We start from the raw sequence: 18,669 nt of genomic DNA on the forward strand, positions 1-18,669 counted from the left end.
TTCAAAAATATAGGTAATTAATTTAAAATAAATTCCCGATTTCGCGGGAAGTTGGTAATGAAATACGCAAGACTTACAAAAGAACAGTTTGAGGAATTACATCAAGAATTTATTAATTTTTTAGCTACTCAATCCATTACTGCAGATGAGTGGGCAAATTTAAAAGTGAATAAGCCAGAAGTTGCCGAAATGGAATTAGATGTATTTAGCGATTTAATTTGGGAAGGCGTATTAAATAAGGCTGAGTATTTAGAGCACTTTGCGCCGCAACACATGTATTTATTTCATTTAGATGAAGACAACATGCATGCTATTGTTGTAAACGTAAAAAACGATGAGGTTGATATTACAACTAAGGAAGGGTATAACTGGCTTCGTGAAAATTTAATGGATGAGCGCGTGGAGTTTCTACAAGCCGACAAAGCTTATACAGAGGATAAAAACCTAGATAAATTCAAGATGATAGAACAAGGAGCCTCTATTACTAAAGGGGAGTTGTATCAGTATTTTTATAACTTGATTAATTAGGGCCATTTCAAAGTAAGTAAGGTTAAAGAAATCTGTTCAATTCCTTATTCCCAAATATAACGTTTCAGATTGCTTTATTTTTTTTCTGCTGAAAGGCTCGCAATGCCATCTTCATTATTTATTTTTGTAATTCCGTACTAGATACGGCATCTATTTTCAAACTTTAAAAGAGATTTCTGCGTTCGCAGGACAATATTATGGCGCAAAAACCAAGCATACCAAAGGGTACAAGAGATTTTAATCCAGAACAGGTAGCAAAACGTAATTATATTTTTAATACTATTCGTGGTATTTTCGAGAATTTTGGTTTTCAACCTATTGAAACCCCAAGTTTTGAAAATTCTGAAACCTTGATGGGAAAATATGGCGATGAAGGTGACCGTTTAATATTTAAGATTTTGAATTCGGGAGATTATTTGGCTAAGGCTAATAGTGAAGCTTATTCTCTAAAAGACTCAAATAAGCTAACCTCTAGCATCTCCGAAAAAGCCCTCCGTTACGATCTTACCGTACCATTTGCACGTTACGTAGTACAGCATCAAAACGAGATAGAGTTCCCTTTTAAACGCTACCAAATACAACCTGTTTGGCGCGCCGATAGACCGCAAAAAGGACGTTTTAGAGAGTTTTATCAGTGCGACGCCGATGTGGTTGGTAGCGATTCGTTATGGCAAGAAGTAGAGTTTATCCAGTTATATGATAGTGTGTTTACCGCTTTACAACTACAAGGTGTTACCATAAAAATTAACAACCGTAAAATACTATCTGGAATAGCTGAGGTTATTGGTGCAAGTGATAAATTAATAGATTTTACGGTAGCCTTAGATAAATTAGATAAAATAGGAGAGGAGAAGGTTAAACAAGAAATGGTGGACAAAGGGATCCCGCAATCTGGTATAGAAAAACTTCAGCCTTTATTTTCCTTATCGGGCAATTTTGAATCTCAAATAGAGCGTTTAAAAACCATTTTATCTACTTCAGAAGAAGGAAAAAAAGGTATTGATGAATTGGCATTTATAGATAATGCTGTTTCGCAACTAGGTTTAACTACCGCTAAATTGCAACTAGATGTTACATTAGCTCGTGGTTTAAACTATTACACTGGTGCTATATTTGAAGTTGCCGCACCCAAAACCGTAAAAATGGGTTCTATTGGTGGCGGTGGCCGTTACGATGATCTCACAGGTATTTTTGGAATGAAAAATATGAGCGGTGTTGGTATAAGTTTTGGTCTAGACCGTATTTATTTGGTGTTGGAAGAATTAGGATTATTCCCAGAAACAGTAAATAAAAATGTTGAGGTTTTGTTTATTAACTTTGGCGATAAAGAAGCTTTGTTTAGTTTAAAAGCTATTAAACAATTGCGCCAACAGGACATAAATGCAGAGTTGTATCCAGATAAAATTACCAACGGAAAGCATATGCGCAAACAAATGAACCATGCAAATAATAGAAACATTCCTTTTGTGGTTTTGGTAGGTGAAGAAGAAATAAGCTCTAATACCTATACATTGAAGGACATGAAAACTGGTGAACAGCAAAAGGTTTCTTTAGAGGTTTTAATTTCTGCTATAAAAAAGAAGTCCTGAAGGTCAGTTCAGGACTAGAAATAGTTTTTTGAAAATTAGATTTGGGGTTTTGTGACTAACTCAAATAACTATTTTATAACTATTTTTTTAGAAATTTTACCTATTTCAGTTTCAATGTTTATAATATAGTTTCCAGAAATATTGCGAGGAATTCTATATTCTACATGGCTCTTGCTTGAATTTGTGTTTAAATTAAATAAAGACTGTCCCAGAATATTAAACATTTCTACCGCTTTAATTAATTTAAATTCCGGATTATTTATAATAATGCTTTCTTTTTCGTTAGAATAGAATACCTCTATAGTATTTGCAGTCTCAAACGTTTCATTGTTAAGTGTTTGTGTGGTAAATGTAATTACAAATCTATTTAAATGTTCTCCAGCAGATAGGTTGGTTTCATAATCTGAGTTTCTTAAATTATGATACATGCCCAATTCTTTATCGTGCAAATAAATGTTTATAGTATTAGGGGCGTTTTGTAAATCATCAATTGTAAAACTATTTAATCCCGCTTTTTTGGTATGCACTCCTAAAGGAATTATGGTTTGCTCCGTTATGGTGTCAATAGCTTGTATTACATATTTTTCGTTATTAATAAGCCAATACATATCGTCTATTTGGGTATCAATGTATTTAGAATCGTATCCCCAGTCTATGCCGTTGGAAGCGTTTTGGTCTACAGTAAGCAGTAACTGTCTTCTAATTGTATTTACAGAGTTAAAGCCAATTCTTAGTTTTAGCCTAGAATCTTTAATCTTAGGCATTTGGTTTTTGCTAGACGTTTTAGAAGTGTTACTTTTTAGGAATGATGAATTTGTACCATCTTCTATTTGGAATACTCGTTGTGCATTATTAAATTTAATTGTACCACCAGTTTCTGCAGTAACAAAGAAACCTTGCCCTACAGGAATATATCTACCAGGTATTTTGGTTGGTGTACCACCAGAAGCAACATCAGGATCGTTGGTGCCTATGGCTGCAGCAGGTACGCCGCCAGCTAATGAGTAAGTAGCATATCCGCCTTGATATTCGTTTGCTATATGTGAACCACCACCCCAATGTTCCCAAAAATATAATGTTCCGGTTGTAGAACCAGGGCCAGCTATGGTAGCGCCATTGTCTAATATAAACTGTTCAGCATCAATAGCTGATGGATAAGGGTTGCCAACTAGGTAATCGTTACCAGCACTAATGTTTAAATTTATATTCCCATTGTTAGGTTTACCTTCTAGAATATAGTTTTGTTCGTCGTTTATTGCGCCACTTCCAGGGCCTTTCATGGTAAAGCCTTCACCAACTTTAAGTGTTCCAGATTGCCTTACATGCTGCCAAGATGCATAATCGTCGCTAAGCCTATTGCTAAATTTCCAAATCCAATAATCGGCAATACCTAAAGGCGATACACTGCCATTATAGCCAGAACTTAAAAAGTTAACATTAGAGAAAACATCGGTAACATTAAAGTCATTATTATTTGTAGAGTTGTTGCGTTTTCCAACAGGAGACGACCAATAGTTGTATGTAAAAGTGTCAGCGGTTCCTTGTTGATCTTTTTCTAATGTCCCAGCACTGGTTGGGTCTAGGGTACTATCTTCAGTTTGAATTAATTGTGATTCGCCTTCTAAATCTATTTTTCCATCGAGCTTTAGGTACCAAGAATTAGTTAATCCAGAGTCTCCATTAACCGTTAAAGTGCTCCCTGAATCTAAAATTATACCTACGGAAGACATGCTGTTAGAGGTTTCTAAGTTTCCTTTAATATGCACAATGGCGCAGTTAGGAGGGGTGCTATGTATATCCCAAACGCTACCGTGTTCCCAATTACTTGGGTTGCTCCAGTTGCCACTGGCCGAAGCTACAGTAGTATACGGTAATGGCGCAGATTGTACATCGATTATTTTTGAGTTGTATATTCTGGCTCCTGAGCTAATATCTATACTTGGTGTGGTGAGATCGTCAATAATATTACCGTTATACCTATCTAGTTTATAATAGCGAATTAAATTGGACCAATTCAAAGGGGTAATTGTAGAAGCATCTACAAAATCGGTTATATTTAAAGGTATTACGCTACCTCTAACTATTCCAGAATTGTTCTCAATTTCTTGATGTACCATTTTATGAATTTCGTTAGCAGATAACGCTTTGTTAAATACCCTAACTTCATCCATATATCCTTTATAATATTTAGAGTTAATATCTGGTGTTTTACCAAGGGTAAAGCTTGATGTGTCTGAAGGAAATACACCGCTATTGGTTGTTGTACTTGCAACTTCTAAACCATTAATGTAAAGTTTAAATTCCCCATCTACACAATCGCAACTGTAAGTGGCGGATATATGTGTCCATATACCTGTGTTTACAGGGTTTAAACTAGAAATGCTATATCCATCGGCAAATGCAGTAATGGTTTTATCTGAGTTTAATTGAATATAGAATACATTTTGTCCTATTATGATTTGATCTCCAGTAGCCGAGGGGTCTATTTTAATCCAGCACATCATACTAGCTTCGTCCCAACCATTAATAACAGGAGCTTCGCTTGCATAATCATTTCTTCCATCAAAGAATAAATGTAATTTTCTGTCTAAAAGCCTTGGAGAACCAAAAGCAGTATCATCGGTATCAAATAAATCTACAATACCATCACCATCTGCATCATTTGTATCGTCTATAATTCCATTATTATCAGCATCTAAATTAGAGTATAGTGTATGTAATATATCGTAGGATGTACCATTTGAGGTTGTATCTAAATAATTAGGAGTGCCGTCATTATCAGAATCTACTACAAAATATTCCCAACCAGAACCTGTACTGCCTTGGTTGCTATTGCCATAAGCTGTTGCCATAGTACCACCTTCAAAAAAATCATAAATATCTAATATACCATCGGTAAAATATTCTATGACTCCATCGGAGTCAATATCTGTTTCTCTAACGGCATCGGTATCAGTGCCATCTCCAACGCCATTCCCAGTAATATCTCCATCACCATTTTGATAATTGGAATCTCCTGTGTTTGTAGCTCCAGACTCATCTACATCAAAAATAGTATCGTTATCACTATCTAAATCTAAATAATTGGGTATGCCATCTCCGTCAGAATCAGGAACGGTATTACTTTCGCTGGCGTCGTGCATGCCATTTAGGTTAGTGTCAACCCAGGATGTAACACCCGTAAGGGTAGCTTTACCTTCGCTAAGGTTTCCTAGTCCTGCTTCTACTACATCAGGAATTCCATCGTTATCAGAATCTAAATCAAAAACATCAGCAACACCATCGCTATCGGTATCGCATAAAGTTTGTGAAATCACTATATCGTCTATAGCTAAATCGTTACCGCCACCACCTACTTCATTATTAATAAAGTAAACATAAAATTCACTAACACTAAATGTTAAACTAGCTGTAAATTGGTGCCAGCTATTTGCAGGGTCTCCATTTATTGACGGCGGAATGTCGCCTGTGGTAATAGATGCTAGTACATTGTTGTTAACATCTCTAAATTCTACTAATATGTTTGGTCTTAATCTAGTTGCAATTCCCGGTGCGGTTGTAGTATCTAGGTTTAGCACCCAGAAACTATAGGTAATGGGTACGTTGGGTAGTGCTCCAATTATGGTGGCGGTATAAAAAGTTCCGGGATCGTATGAAGCGTTAAACATGGCCATTCTACCATCTGTATCTCCAGGAGTGTGGTCTTCACCCGTGTACCAATATGCGTCTGCCCAAGAGGCTACCTCTCCGTTAGGCGTATCGTTTGTTCCATCGCCATCAGCCGCTTTATAATAAACAGTATATTCCCCATCACCTAAATCCATGCTCCCTAACGAAGGGCATTCTGTGGTGGGTGCGCCAACGGTACCATCTTCGTAGCAATAGGTGGTTTCGGCATTGTATGTTGTGTTTATTGTAGTTCTGTGCCCTTCGCCAAATGTTTCGTTTAAAAACTTATAATTTGTAGTGGTGGCGGTTATTGATGTTTTGCAGGCTAGCTCCTCGGTGCCATCGGCAATACCATCATTATCATCATCAATATCTTCATTGTCTAATATACCATCATTATCACTATCAAAAAAGTTTTGTTCAGCGCGTGCATCTATATCAAATTGATAAGAAGCTTCATCAGAATCATTATTTGCAATAGTAACAGTACATGTTTTGGTGCCTAAGGTTAGGGAATTAAATTGAATGCTAAACGTAGTAGTGCCTGTTGAAGGTAAAACAGGTGAAGCATAATAAGGAGGTATAATTGAGAAATCTGTGGTATTAGATAAGCTAATATTAGAGATGTTTAAGTTAGAGCCTCCTTTATTGTAAATGGTGTATGTTCTTGTTATTAATGTTCCGGCATTGGCGGTTCCATAGCTTGTATGGTCTGAAATTGCAGGAGTGTTGTCTCCATTTGTAATAGATATGTTATTGCCACGAACATCAATTTCAGGAGCAGAGACTTTTACAAAAACGTCATCGAAGTAACAATATTCATTATTTTCATTAGCAGTACTTGAAAATCTGAAACTTGAGTTGGATGATAATCCGCTGTTGACTGTTAAATAAAATTCATACGGTACGTTATTCGAGGCAAAGTCTGTTCCTAATACATAAGTTTTAAGTGTAGACCAAGATGTACCATTAAAGTATTCTACTGAAAACCCTTCGCCAGTATCTAATCGATACCCAATAAAACAAAACGAAAAATCTATAGAGCTATACGCTGAAAGATTTAAACTTGGCGACGTAGTTAAGTTATTTAAAGCTTCATCATCTTTTGAGTATAGAGATTGAGAACTGTTACAGGCGTAAACAGAATTTGTGTTTAATCCAGAATCTGAACCGCCATCAATCCAACCTTGGAGTCCGGTTTCAAAATCATAAGATACAATGGTTTGCGAAAACACAGATAGAGATGTTACAACACAAAAGTATGCGGCAAACAACCAGTTTTTGGGTATATAGGTTTTCATAAGTAGGTATATTTAGTTTGGGGCTAAATATTTTTAATCAATGGTTAGCAAGCCTATTATTAATTTAACTTACAATACCATTAAGATTTGGGGTTAATAGCTTTGTTTCTATAAATTATAGATGTCTCAAATATAGAAAAAAAAGTTAAAATAATCGTTAAAATGTTTGATATTATCGATTAAAAGTTTTTTTGTGCTGTATTTAATTCTTTTATAGAGTTTTGATTATATTATTTTATAAGAAAAATACTATCTTATTAAAATTTTCTTAGTGGTTTTTCCTAGCGCTGTCTCTATGTTCAATATATAGTTGCCTAAAATATTCTGCGGAACTCTGTATTCTACATATTCATTGTTTGAGTTTGTAGCCAAATGAAATAATGACTGCCCTAATATATTGAACATTTCAACGGATTTTATAGTTTGATTAAGTGGATTGTTGATGATTATACTACTTTTTTCTTTTGAATAATAGGCCTCTACAGTATTGGTTTGCACTTTGTTTTCTGAGCTTAAAGTTTGGGATTTAGAGAATGTAATTTCAAATCTATTTAAATGAGATCCAGCGGTTAAGTAGGTTTCGTATTTAGATTTTTTTAAATTATGATAAATATTTAAGTCCTTATCATGTAAATAAATTTTTAAATCTTGACGGGCAGGGTTTTCCAATCTATCTACAGTTATACTGTTATAACCGGCAGTATCTGTATGTATGCCCAGAGGAATTATAGTTTCGGTAGTTATAGTATCTACAGCTTGAATTAAATATTTTTCGTTATTTAACATCCAATACATATCATCTATTTGGGTATCAATATATTTAGAGTCATATCCCCAGTCTACTCCTGAAGTAGCATTTTTATCAACTGTAAAAAGCAGTTGTCTTTTTATGGCATTTGTAGAATTAAACCCAATTCTAAGTTTCATTCTACTATCTATAGTTTTTGTTATTTCGCTCTTTTCCAGGGTTTTATATTTATCTTTTGAATTTGTGGTATCATCCTCAGGGTAAAAAATACGTTGACCATTATTAAAGTTTATGGTGCCGTTCGTTTCAGATGTTATATAAAAACCTTGTCCTACTGGGATAAATCTATCTGGTATTTCTACTAAATCTTTACTTACAAACGTTCCTATATTGTTATTGCCCTGAGTTGCTGCTGGTAGTCCGCCGGAGAGGGAAAATGTAGCATAACCTCCTTGGTATTCGTTCGCTATATGAGAGCCACCACCCCAATGTTTCCAAAAGTAGAGCGTGCCATTGGTTGTGCCCAAACCAGAAATTGTACTTTTGTTGTCTAGTAGGAATTGCACCGCATCAATTGAAGACGGGTAGGGGTTGCCAACCAAATAGTCGTTACCTGCATTTACGGTAAGATTTATAGAACCATTGTTAGGTTTACCTTTAAGAATATATTTTTGTTGCTCATCTATAGAGCCTGTGCCAGGACCTTTCATGGTAAAGCCTTCTCCAGGAGTAATTTCACCAGAGCTCCTTACGTGTTGCCAAGAAGCGTAGTCATCACTTAATTTGTTGCTAAACTTCCAAATCCAATAGTCTGCTATACCTAGGGGGTTTTCAGAACCATTGTAACCACTTGTTAAGAACTCTACATTTTTAAAAATATCTTTTACAGAATAATTGCTGTTATTTTTTATGTTATTACGCTTGCCAACAGGAGATGCCCAGTAATTATAAGTGTATTTATCAGCAGTACCCTTTAGGTCTTTTTCTAAAATTCCAGAGCTGGATTCGTCTAAAGTACTTTGTGGTGTTTGTATAAGTTGAGAGGCGTTATTTAATTTTAGAGTACCGTTAAGCTTTAAATACCATGAGTTAAATAAGCCTGCATTTTTATTTACGGTTAGTATAGCGCCTTGTTCTAAGATAAGTCCAGTGGTATTTATGGTTTTATCAATTTCTAAATTACCTTTTATTTTAATAATGGCGTGCTCTGGAGTTTTGTCTTGTATGTCCCAAACATTTCCATGTCGCCAACTGTTAGTATCATTCCAATGTCCGCTAGTTGTTGTATTTGTTACATAAGGTAGAGGTGCAGAATATTCTTGAAAAGAGGTCATGTTGTGTAATATACCATTTCTGCTGCTTACAGAGCTATCAGGTGTGTACCCGGTATCATCAATATCCATTTTATAATAGAGTATTAAATCATTCCACAGTAAACCCTCTATGTCTTTTGGTATTGTGGTACCGCTTATTTTTCCATTACTATTTTCAATTTTTTGATTTATTTGATAATGTAATTGGTTTTTAGATAAAGCTTTTTTGTAAACTCTAACTTCGTTAATAGCACCCTTAAAATAGTTGTTTTTGTTTTGCGTATTTCTCCCAATTTCAAAGTCGTAATCTGCATTCCAATCACTTGAATTATTTATCTTGGTGTTGGTAAGGGCATTGTCGCTATAGCTCCAAATGGTTTGTCCGTTTAAATATAGTTGCACTGTGCCGTCTTTACCATTAAAAGCGAGCGCTACATGTTGCCAAATGTTTTCTTTTAGTAAAGCTTCATCAATTTCTGGAGAAAATATATCTAAACCTGTATCGGTTTTTAAAAAGGCTCTTAGTTTTTTATTAATGTCAATAAACAGTCTAAAATTACGTTGCCCCATTATATCTGCTCTATCAAAGTTGTTATCTAATTTAATCCACGACATTATGGTTAATTCGTTATTACCTCCCAGAAAAGGTGCTGTATTTATATAATCATCAGCACCATCAAAATCTAAAAGTTGTGGTGTACAAAAACTAAAGTCGCCTATACCTGTAGCATGTGGTTGTTGCGTTTCACAAGTATTGCAATCTTCCCAAAGAATACTAATACTAGTGATATAGTTAGGGTCTGAAAAATTAACTCCTACCATTGGGTTTTCTCCAGAGGTTAAGTTAGAAACTGCGTTAACTATACCTGTTGCACTATCAGAAGTATATGAAGGTGATGGAGAAGGGGTAAATTCAGGGTAGATGGTGTCTCCTTTAGTATTTTTTCCCGTAATGGTGTATTTATCGCCATTTACATTATAAACATTTATGTGGTGTATGTCGAACGAAAGTGCGTATATAGGTTTGCTAAAGGTAACAGTACAAGTTATACCAGTGCTATTAAACCCATTGGTTAATAAATCTATTCCTTTATATAAGTAACTGGATTGCGTACCTATTTTAGGTGTGTTTCCGGCCCAAAACCCGAAGCTATTGGTTTCTCCAGTAAAGGATACGGTAACATCCACATCGGAATTATCTACATTGGTAAATGTATTAGAAAGTGTGCCTGGGTGCCAGCCATATTCATTAGAATTTTCAGGAAAAGTAGACCATTTCAAGCTAAAATTATTTCCACATTCTGGAGTAGTATGAAGTTGTGCATATGTTTTAGTAGAAAAAAAACATAGAGAGAGTGTCATTAAAATAATAATAGCAATGTGCTTCATAATTTTAAACTATTTAGTTTAAGGCTAAATATATGTTTGGTAATAAATTATATACCCAGCTAATATAGGTGTTTGTTTTTTATTTTAACGATAAAATGTATAAAAAAATCGATAAAGTGTATTTTTCACGTGCTACAATATTCAAAACGATATTAAAAAGTTGGAACAGGTTTTAAATTTACTTATTCCAACTTTTTAAAATATTTAAATATTTAGCAAACTATTTTTATTCTATTATTATTTTTTGGGAAATGGAATTTTCGTGCTCTAAATTAACTTTAACTATGTAAATTCCGGTTGCAATTCCTTCAATATTATGTTTAATAGTATTGGCATCGGTAGCTTGAGGAAAGTTGCGAATAGACTGACCTATTAAATTGAAAACTTCAATCTCCGTAATACTTTTTTCTGTAGGATTTTGAATTACCAAGTTTTTATTTTCGTTAGAATACAGTATTTGTAAATTTTCAAATTCTGAATGATTAGTATTTAGAGTTACATTACTGCTAAAGGTAATTTCGAATCTATCTTTATATTCACCTGGTTGTAAACTTATAGTGTATTCATTTTGTTTTAAGTCGTGATATAAGTTTAACTCTTTATCGTGAATGTAGATATTGGTATCGCTTTCTATGTTTATAAACTCGTCTACTCTAATAGTAGCTAAGCCTGCTTTAGATACTTTAATGCCTAATGGCAACACCTGTTCTTTATTAAAATTATTAACTGCTTGAATTACCAGAGGTACATTATTAAAGTTCCAATACATGTCTTCTTTTGCAGAATCGATTAAAAGCGCATCGTAACCTAAATCAAATTCGTTTGAAGCATTTGCATCAACCCCTGTTAATAGTTCGCGGTGATAGCCATTGGGAGAATCAAACACTAATCTTATTTTCTGTCTGGTGTCTACAATTCCGTTGTTTGTAACAGACTTGTTGTTTTTCTTGCCCTTAACAAATATGGATCCAGAATTAGTACCAGTTACAATTTCTTTTTGAAATACTCTTTGGCTATTTTTAATCAAGATATTTCCTCCAACTATGGGCTGCGATAATCCAGTTATAGTAGGGTCGTTCACAGCAGATACAAAAAACCCTTGTCCCACGGGAATATATCTTTCGGGGCGTTTTGTTCCAGAAACATAAGTGGCGTTAATTCTAGCATCGCTAGATATAGCTAAGGTACCGCCAAGTAAGGTGTAAACAGCATAACCGCCTTGATACTCTCCTAAGGCATGAGTACTGTCTGAGAAGTGATCCCAGAAGTATAGTGCCCCTGTAATAATATTTTGAGTATTAGTACCGCCATCGGTAGTACTTAGGTTATCTAAAATAAAAGCATTTGCATCTAATGCAGACGGGTATGGATTACCAATTAAAAAATCATTATCTACAGTAATTGGTAAACTGAAATCGCCATTATTGGGCTGACCCAGAAACTCGTAATTCTGTTCTGGAGTTGCAACACCAGGACCTTTCATGGTGAACCCTTGCCCTACTGGTATAGCTGTTGTACTTCTGGTGTGTTGCCATTGCGCATAATCGTTATTTGGTAAATTGGCATAAGACCAAATCCAATAATCGGCATTTTGTACAGGTGAGGCTGTTCCGTTATACCCAGAAGTTAAGAAACCTACATTGTTAAATACACTTGAAACAGTATAATCTGCGTTACTGGTAGGCGATACTGGAGAGCTCCAATAGTTATAAATATAAGAGCTAGCAACGCCTTGTTGGTCACGCTCTAATGTGCCTGTGCTTGTAGCATCAAAATCACTTCGGTCAGTTTGTACTAATTGAGATTCACCTTCTAAATCAATAGTGCCATCAAGTTTTAAATAATGCGTTACTGTTAAACCTATACCTTCATTTGCAGCGGTATCACCATTAACTTGCAAATCACCACTATCTAATATTAAGCCTTGTACAGCACAGTCTCTACTTCTTACCGCTGTAGGTGTTGCTCCCAAATAAGTATTATGATTTATTTCAACAATATTCCAGTCAATTGGTGTAGTGCCATCAACTATAGAAAGTGAATTTGGTAAGTCTTGAACAGCATTGTTTAGCCAAGTACCTGTAGCATCCCATGAACCAGCGGCTTGCGTTTGGTATGGTAATGGTGCGGTTTGGAAATCTACCGTATTTAAGTTTCTTAAAGCTCCTTGTATGTTATTACCAGACATATCATCAGTATTGGTGTATGTATATACCGACATAGGGTAATAAGCGGCTAAATCTGTCCATGGCATTGAATTAATTTCATTTTTTGTAATACCTACAGGAATTACGTCTCCTTTAATTAAAAAGGGTGTAGGTGTTCCGCTTACATCTACAATTTCAATGAGCTCCTGATTCATCATATATCTAAGCTGAGCAGGACTAAGTGCCACATCCCAAACTCTTACTTCATCTATGTTTCCTGCGAAATAATCTGTTGTGTTTGGATCCCATCCATCTGCTGCTGCAATTAAGAACTTTTGTGATGTTGCTACAGGGGCTGGTAATGCTAACGATGTATCTTGTACACCATCAATATAAAGTGTTGCGGTACCTGCATTGTAAATAACAGCAACATGATGCCACTTATTTTCTGGTATCGCTACAGATGATGTTATAGTACTTGCTGCACCGTTTACTGTAAACGCTAATCTTCCAGAACCATTAATTCTTAAATCGTATCCCTCTGTATTTGCTGCATTTCTTTTTGACATGATAGAAGCATTAGTTGTACCTGTGTCTCTCTTAATCCATGCAGACAAGGTAAATTCAGTTGGGTTTAAATCTAAGTTGTTTTCCATATCCATATAGTCAACAACGCCATCGAAATAAACAGATCGTTCTCTAATAACCTGCGGCGCGTACCCAAACGTAATATACTTAGTGCCGTTAAAATTATAGTCGGCTTCTAAATTTCCACTTCCATCGGGAGTCATCACTCTGTAATCTGCTGTTGGGTCAAAAATACCTGTGTCAGAAATAAACATGTAGTAACTTCCAGGAGGCGTAAAACCTCTAACGGCATTTTGTGGAATTCTAACCTTACAAGACGGGATGTCTCCTCCAGTTTCAACTACTTTCCATACACGTTGCATGGCTACAAAGGATACAGGGGTAGATAAACCTGATATGCCAGAACTCATATCTACAGAGATAGTACTTGGTGATGATGATAGAGGTGCATTATTATTGCCCCAAACTAAATACTCTCTGTCATTAAAAGTTGTGGTATTGGTACTTATATTCACATTATTTGTATCGTAAATATCACTCAAACCTATAGTTAAAAATCCGCTTGTTAGTCCTGTGCCATCACTAAATTTATTTTCACTAGCCGATTGTTTTTGAAGTAAACCAGAGTTATCATCTCTACCAATTCCTGCTATGTCATAATTATAACCCGTTTCTGATGTGTCCCATATAACATCGCCTTGGGAATTGATATAATCTACATCGTTTAGTCTATCTGCTGTTGTACTATTTGTAGCATGCAATGTTATTCCGTTTTTTATAGCTAGGTACGATTGAATTTTTTGTTGTCCTAAAGACGAATTTTTAGAACTATAACTTATAATTTCTGTAATTTTTCCATCTACATAAGCAGGAATGTTACCGTTTAAAGTAAACCTTCCAACACCCAAATAGTATTGTTGATTTAAAAATTCTGAAAAATTTAAGTTTCCTGTAAACGATCCAGGAGATGGAGATGTATTGAAGGCTTGACCTTCCATATTATCTATTCTGATACCGTTTTTATAGATTTCTGTGGTGTTGTCTAAAGGATTGGTTTTTATATTATATATAATCACTTCATCGGTATAGCTTTCAGAGGTGCTCGTAAATGCTTTGCCATATTGTAATTCTGAAGCAGGTGTAGGTGAGGTAGGAACAGAACTTGACATGTGGGCAACAACTTCATCAGCAAATCTGCGAGAAATATTGCCTAATCCCAAGCCAGTACCATCAACTTGTGGACTTACATCAGCAACTCTCCCTCCAATAGGGACCTGCCTATTACTGCCACCATTATTTATGGTACCGTTAGATTTTATGACTACAAAATAATCATGTGAAAAATAACCGCCTTTACCCCGCATAAACTCTGCACTTGATCGGTCAAAGTTAATTACTGGATTAAAGTTTATGTTGTCTGTGTTATTATCATGAAAAGACGGGCTATTAGTAGTAATTGCATTAGCATCATTATCAAAAGCACTATCAGACCAATTATCAATATCAGTTCCATCAGTAATACTTCCTGATTCAGAAGTGGCTTTTAACCAAAGCTTTAAGTTAGCATTCATAGAACCAGGCCCAATAATTGGGTCAGGAAAAGGAGTTATTGGATCAGCATAAATTAAAACATTATCAAATGCTACTCCATCATCTACAGTGACATCGTTGTCAGAAGCAAATACAAATCTAAATTGAATTTCAGCAGAATTGTCTAATGATGTTGGTAATGCTATTTTAGCAGTTTCAAAATAGTTAGAAATGGCTTGTGTAGTATTTGTATTTCCTGTCCAACCATCAGAACCAACAGATAAAGCATCAACTACACCAGATCCATCGTACCAATTTGTGCCATCTCCATATGTACCTAAAATTGTCCATGGCGACCAAACTCCTGAAGACCTTTTTCTGTATTCTACAATCATACCATCGTCATCATCTGCATCTACATTATAGCGTATATCAGTGCTAAATTCCATATTATAATACCCTGTAGTAGATATTATAGGGCTTTCCACAGTTGTATAGGCATTACTAGAGTAGTCGTTGTAAGTGTCAGTGAACCAATAGCTTCCTTCTGCTACCTCAGATGCTGCTGTTAATCCTGTTCCATAAGACCAATTTGTTGTAGACCCAGTAGATGCAGTCCATCCTCCATTGTTTTCGTCAAAATTCTCATAATAAATCGTATAAATAGGTGGTCCAGTTATTCCTGTACCGTGAATATTAAATGTATACGTATTTTCATCAGCGTCGTTGTTGGCTATAGACACGGTGGCGGTTCTCAAACCTGCTCCATTAGGGTCAAAAGTTATTTGAAAAGTTGAACTACTACTAGCAGCAATTGTGCCTGAAGGTATAGCAGTAACTGTAAAATCACTAGCATGTGCTCCGGATATATTTACATAAGGAGAAGCTCCAGTTAAGTTTAAGTTAGTTATTGTTCCTAAATTTTGGATAGTAAATGTATTAGTATTTGTGCCACTTGAGATTAAAAGACTTCCAAAGTCTGTGTCATCTGCTATATCAGGAGTTATGTCTCCATTAGAAATATCAACACCGTTCCCTTGGATGTTAATTTCTTGTAAAGTTGTAGTTCCTGTACCTTGAATATTGAAATTGTATGGGTTTTCATTCGAATCATTATTTGCTATACTTACTGTAGCTGTTCTAAGTCCAGTAGCACTAGGGTTAAATGTTATGGTAAATGTTGTACTGCTAGAAGGGGCAATACTACTCGAAGGATTTGTAGTTACTGTAAAGTCTCCTGCATGTGCACCACTAATATTTACTAATGGCCCACCAGTTAAGTTTAATGTGCCGGTACCAGTATTTTGAATGGTAAATGTATTAGGATTAGTTCCCACTGTAACATCTTGACTTCCAAAATCAGTATCGTCCACTGTACTTGGTGAAGTATCGTTATCTGATATGTCCGTGCCGTTACCTCTTATGTTTATTTCAGGAATAGGACCTAGTATAGCTGTCATAGAAACATTATCAATAGCAATATCACCATTCCAACTTGCTCCTCTTACTCCTCTAAATCTTATTTTTACTGTTTGTCCAACATAGGCGGCTAGGTTCAAACTAATTTGATTGTATGCTTGGGCATTTGATGTTTGTACTTGGTTGGTTTCAGACCATAACAAATTTGGATAGGTACTTCCATTATCAGTACTAAGCTCTACAAACAATCCTCCTATGTTACCTCCATAAATGTGGTACCAGAATGAAAATGTTGCTGCACTAGCAGCTGTGAGGTTAAAGCAAGGACTTTCTAAGTTAGCTGTATCTCCATTTGTTCTAGGGGAAGATGTTTCAATAAACATATACCATGTACTTGAATTACCTGTACTAGGGCCTGTGCCAGAACTTGGAGTTCCACCACTATCTCGTGTCCAATTGAAGTCGTCTCCACTATCTTGAGTCCATAAACCTATTCCAGACTCAAAGCCTTCGGAGTATGGAAATGTATTTATAGTACTCCCACAAGTTTGTGAGTATAAACTAAAGGAAAGTATCATGCTACTAATAAACACATACAACCTTAATAGATAAGTAGTTTTTTTCATGAGAGATTAAGTTTTTAGTTTGGGACTAATCATTTAGCGCCAAATGTATACTATAGCTCTATGAAATGCAAATATAATCGATGAAATGCATTTTATTTTAGTAAATAATTGATATTTAGTATGTTGTAGAATTGAGATTAAAAAGATTTAACTGATTATTCATAAAACAAAAACGAGATTAGACTTAACTTAAACCTAATCTCGTTTTTATCTTTTTTATCAGAATTTTATCAATTGTTTCATCATAGAGAATCCAGTTGCTGTATTAATAATTTTAATGATGTAAGGTGCTTGATCTAATTTATCTAAACCACTTACGTTTATTCTATTATTAATATTTGAATAGTGCCTGTCTATAACTAATCTACCATTCATATCAAATATCTGAATACTAAATTCGATATTATTATAGCTTAACGGTAAGGCAATGTTAATGGTATCACCGAATGGATTAGGGGTTACCGAAATATTCTGGAATTCTATCTTATCTCTTTCTAAAGTAGTTTGATCCGAACCATTACAGTCTTGGTCAATACCATCATTGGTGATTTCTGGAGCTCCGGGGTAAATTGTGTTATCCGTATCATCACAATCTGGAGTTGCAGGTGCTGTTAAAGAATAACCAGCAGGTTGCTCACAAGCGGTCACCGAGGTTACGCTTCCGAAGAAGGTATCGCTATCGTTATCCACACCAATGTACCAAGTTTGACCAGGGAACTCATCGGCATCGTTGTCATCACAATCTGGAGTTGCAGGCGCTGTCAATGAATAGCCAGCAGGTTGCTCACAAGCGGTCACCGAGGTTACACTTCCGAAGAAGGTATCGCTATCGTTATCCACACCAATGTACCAAGTTTGACCAGGGAACTCGTCGGCATCGTTATCATCACAATCTGGAGTTGCAGGTGCAGTCAATGAATAACCAACAGGTTGCTCACAAGCGGTCACCGAGGTTACGCTTCCGAAGAAGGTATCGCTATCGTTATCCACACCAATGTACCAAGTTTGACCAGGGAACTCGTTGGCATCGTTGTCATCACAGTCTGGAGTTGCAGGTGCTGTCAATGAATAGCCAGCAGGTTGCTCACAAGCGGTCACCGAGGTTACGCTTCCAAAGAAGGTATCGCTATCGTTATCCACACCGATGTACCAAGTTTGACCAGGGAACTCGTTGGCATCGGTATCATCACAGTCTGGAGTTGCAGGTGCAGTCAATGAATAGCCAGCAGGTTGCTCACAAGCGGTCACTGAGGTTACACTTCCGAAGAAAGTATCGTTATCGTTATCCACACCGATGTACCAAGTTTGACCAGGGAACTCGTCGGCATCGTTATCATCACAATCTGGAGTTGCAGGTGCAGTCAATGAATATCCAACAGGCTGCTCACAAGCGGTCATCGAGGTTACACTTCCGAAGAAGGTATCGCTATCGTTATCCACACCGATGTACCAAGTTTGACCAGGGAACTCGTTGGCATCGTTATCATCACAATCTGGAGTTGCAGGTGCTACTAAAGAATAGCCAGCAGGTTGCTCACAAGCGGTCACCGAGGTTACACTTCCGAAGAAAGTATCGCTATCGTTATCCACACCGATGTACCAAGTTTGACCAGGGAACTCGTCGGCATCGTTATCGTCACAATCTGGAGTTGCAGGTGCAGTCAATGAATAACCAACAGGTTGCTCACAAGCGGTCACTGAGGTTACACTTCCGAAGAAAGTATCGTTATCGTTATCCACACCGATGTACCAAGTTTGACCAGGGAACTCGTCGGCATCGTTATCGTCACAATCTGGAGTTGCAGGTGCAGTCAATGAATAA

The 18,669-nt window shown here is 36.1% G+C and carries 6 protein-coding genes; 2 read left to right on the forward strand and 4 right to left on the reverse strand.

Going from position 1 to position 18,669, the window contains the following annotated elements:
- The first annotated feature begins 57 nt into the window (after positions 1-57).
- Together CLV33_RS13675 and hisS are read left to right on the forward strand one after the other, a co-directional pair.
- Positions 58-528, forward strand: coding sequence for a DUF6495 family protein (locus CLV33_RS13675; protein ID WP_042245726.1), 471 nt, complete (start codon positions 58-60; stop codon positions 526-528).
- A 197-nt stretch (positions 529-725) separates the two neighbouring features.
- Positions 726-2,117 carry a histidine--tRNA ligase gene (gene hisS / locus CLV33_RS13680; RefSeq protein WP_105474385.1) on the forward strand — a complete coding sequence of 464 codons (1,392 nt, stop codon included), beginning with the start codon at positions 726-728 and terminating at the stop codon, positions 2,115-2,117.
- A gap of 68 nt (positions 2,118-2,185) precedes the next feature.
- Here the strand turns inward: hisS and CLV33_RS13685 are convergent, their stop codons facing one another.
- The 4 genes from CLV33_RS13685 to CLV33_RS13700 all read right to left on the reverse strand — a co-directional run.
- Positions 2,186-7,087 (reverse strand): LamG-like jellyroll fold domain-containing protein, encoded by a 4,902-nt coding sequence (locus tag CLV33_RS13685; RefSeq protein ID WP_105474386.1) that lies wholly within the window; start codon positions 7,085-7,087, stop codon positions 2,186-2,188.
- Positions 7,088-7,336: 249 nt separating this feature from the next.
- Positions 7,337-10,537 (reverse strand): LamG-like jellyroll fold domain-containing protein, encoded by a 3,201-nt coding sequence (locus CLV33_RS13690; protein WP_105474387.1) that lies wholly within the window; start codon positions 10,535-10,537, stop codon positions 7,337-7,339.
- A 226-nt stretch (positions 10,538-10,763) separates the two neighbouring features.
- On the reverse strand, positions 10,764-16,847 hold the full coding sequence (locus CLV33_RS13695; protein ID WP_105474388.1) for a choice-of-anchor D domain-containing protein: 6,084 nt from the start codon (positions 16,845-16,847) through the stop codon (positions 10,764-10,766).
- A 219-nt stretch (positions 16,848-17,066) separates the two neighbouring features.
- Positions 17,067-18,669, reverse strand: a 1,603-nt coding sequence (locus CLV33_RS13700) for a MopE-related protein (RefSeq protein ID WP_146109745.1), incomplete at its 5' end; no start/stop codon positions are given.

It is taken from the genome of Jejuia pallidilutea (assembly GCF_002973595.1).
GTDB classification, from domain to species: Bacteria; Bacteroidota; Bacteroidia; order Flavobacteriales; family Flavobacteriaceae; genus Jejuia; species Jejuia pallidilutea.

Coding starts and splice junctions, on each gene's coding strand:
- CLV33_RS13675 (WP_042245726.1), top strand. CDS start 58: ATGAAATACGCAAGACTTACAAAAGAACAGTTTGAGGAATTACATCAA.
- hisS (WP_105474385.1), top strand. CDS start 726: ATGGCGCAAAAACCAAGCATACCAAAGGGTACAAGAGATTTTAATCCA.
- CLV33_RS13685 (WP_105474386.1), bottom strand. CDS start 7,087: ATGAAAACCTATATACCCAAAAACTGGTTGTTTGCCGCATACTTTTGT.
- CLV33_RS13690 (WP_105474387.1), bottom strand. CDS start 10,537: ATGAAGCACATTGCTATTATTATTTTAATGACACTCTCTCTATGTTTT.
- CLV33_RS13695 (WP_105474388.1), bottom strand. CDS start 16,847: ATGAAAAAAACTACTTATCTATTAAGGTTGTATGTGTTTATTAGTAGC.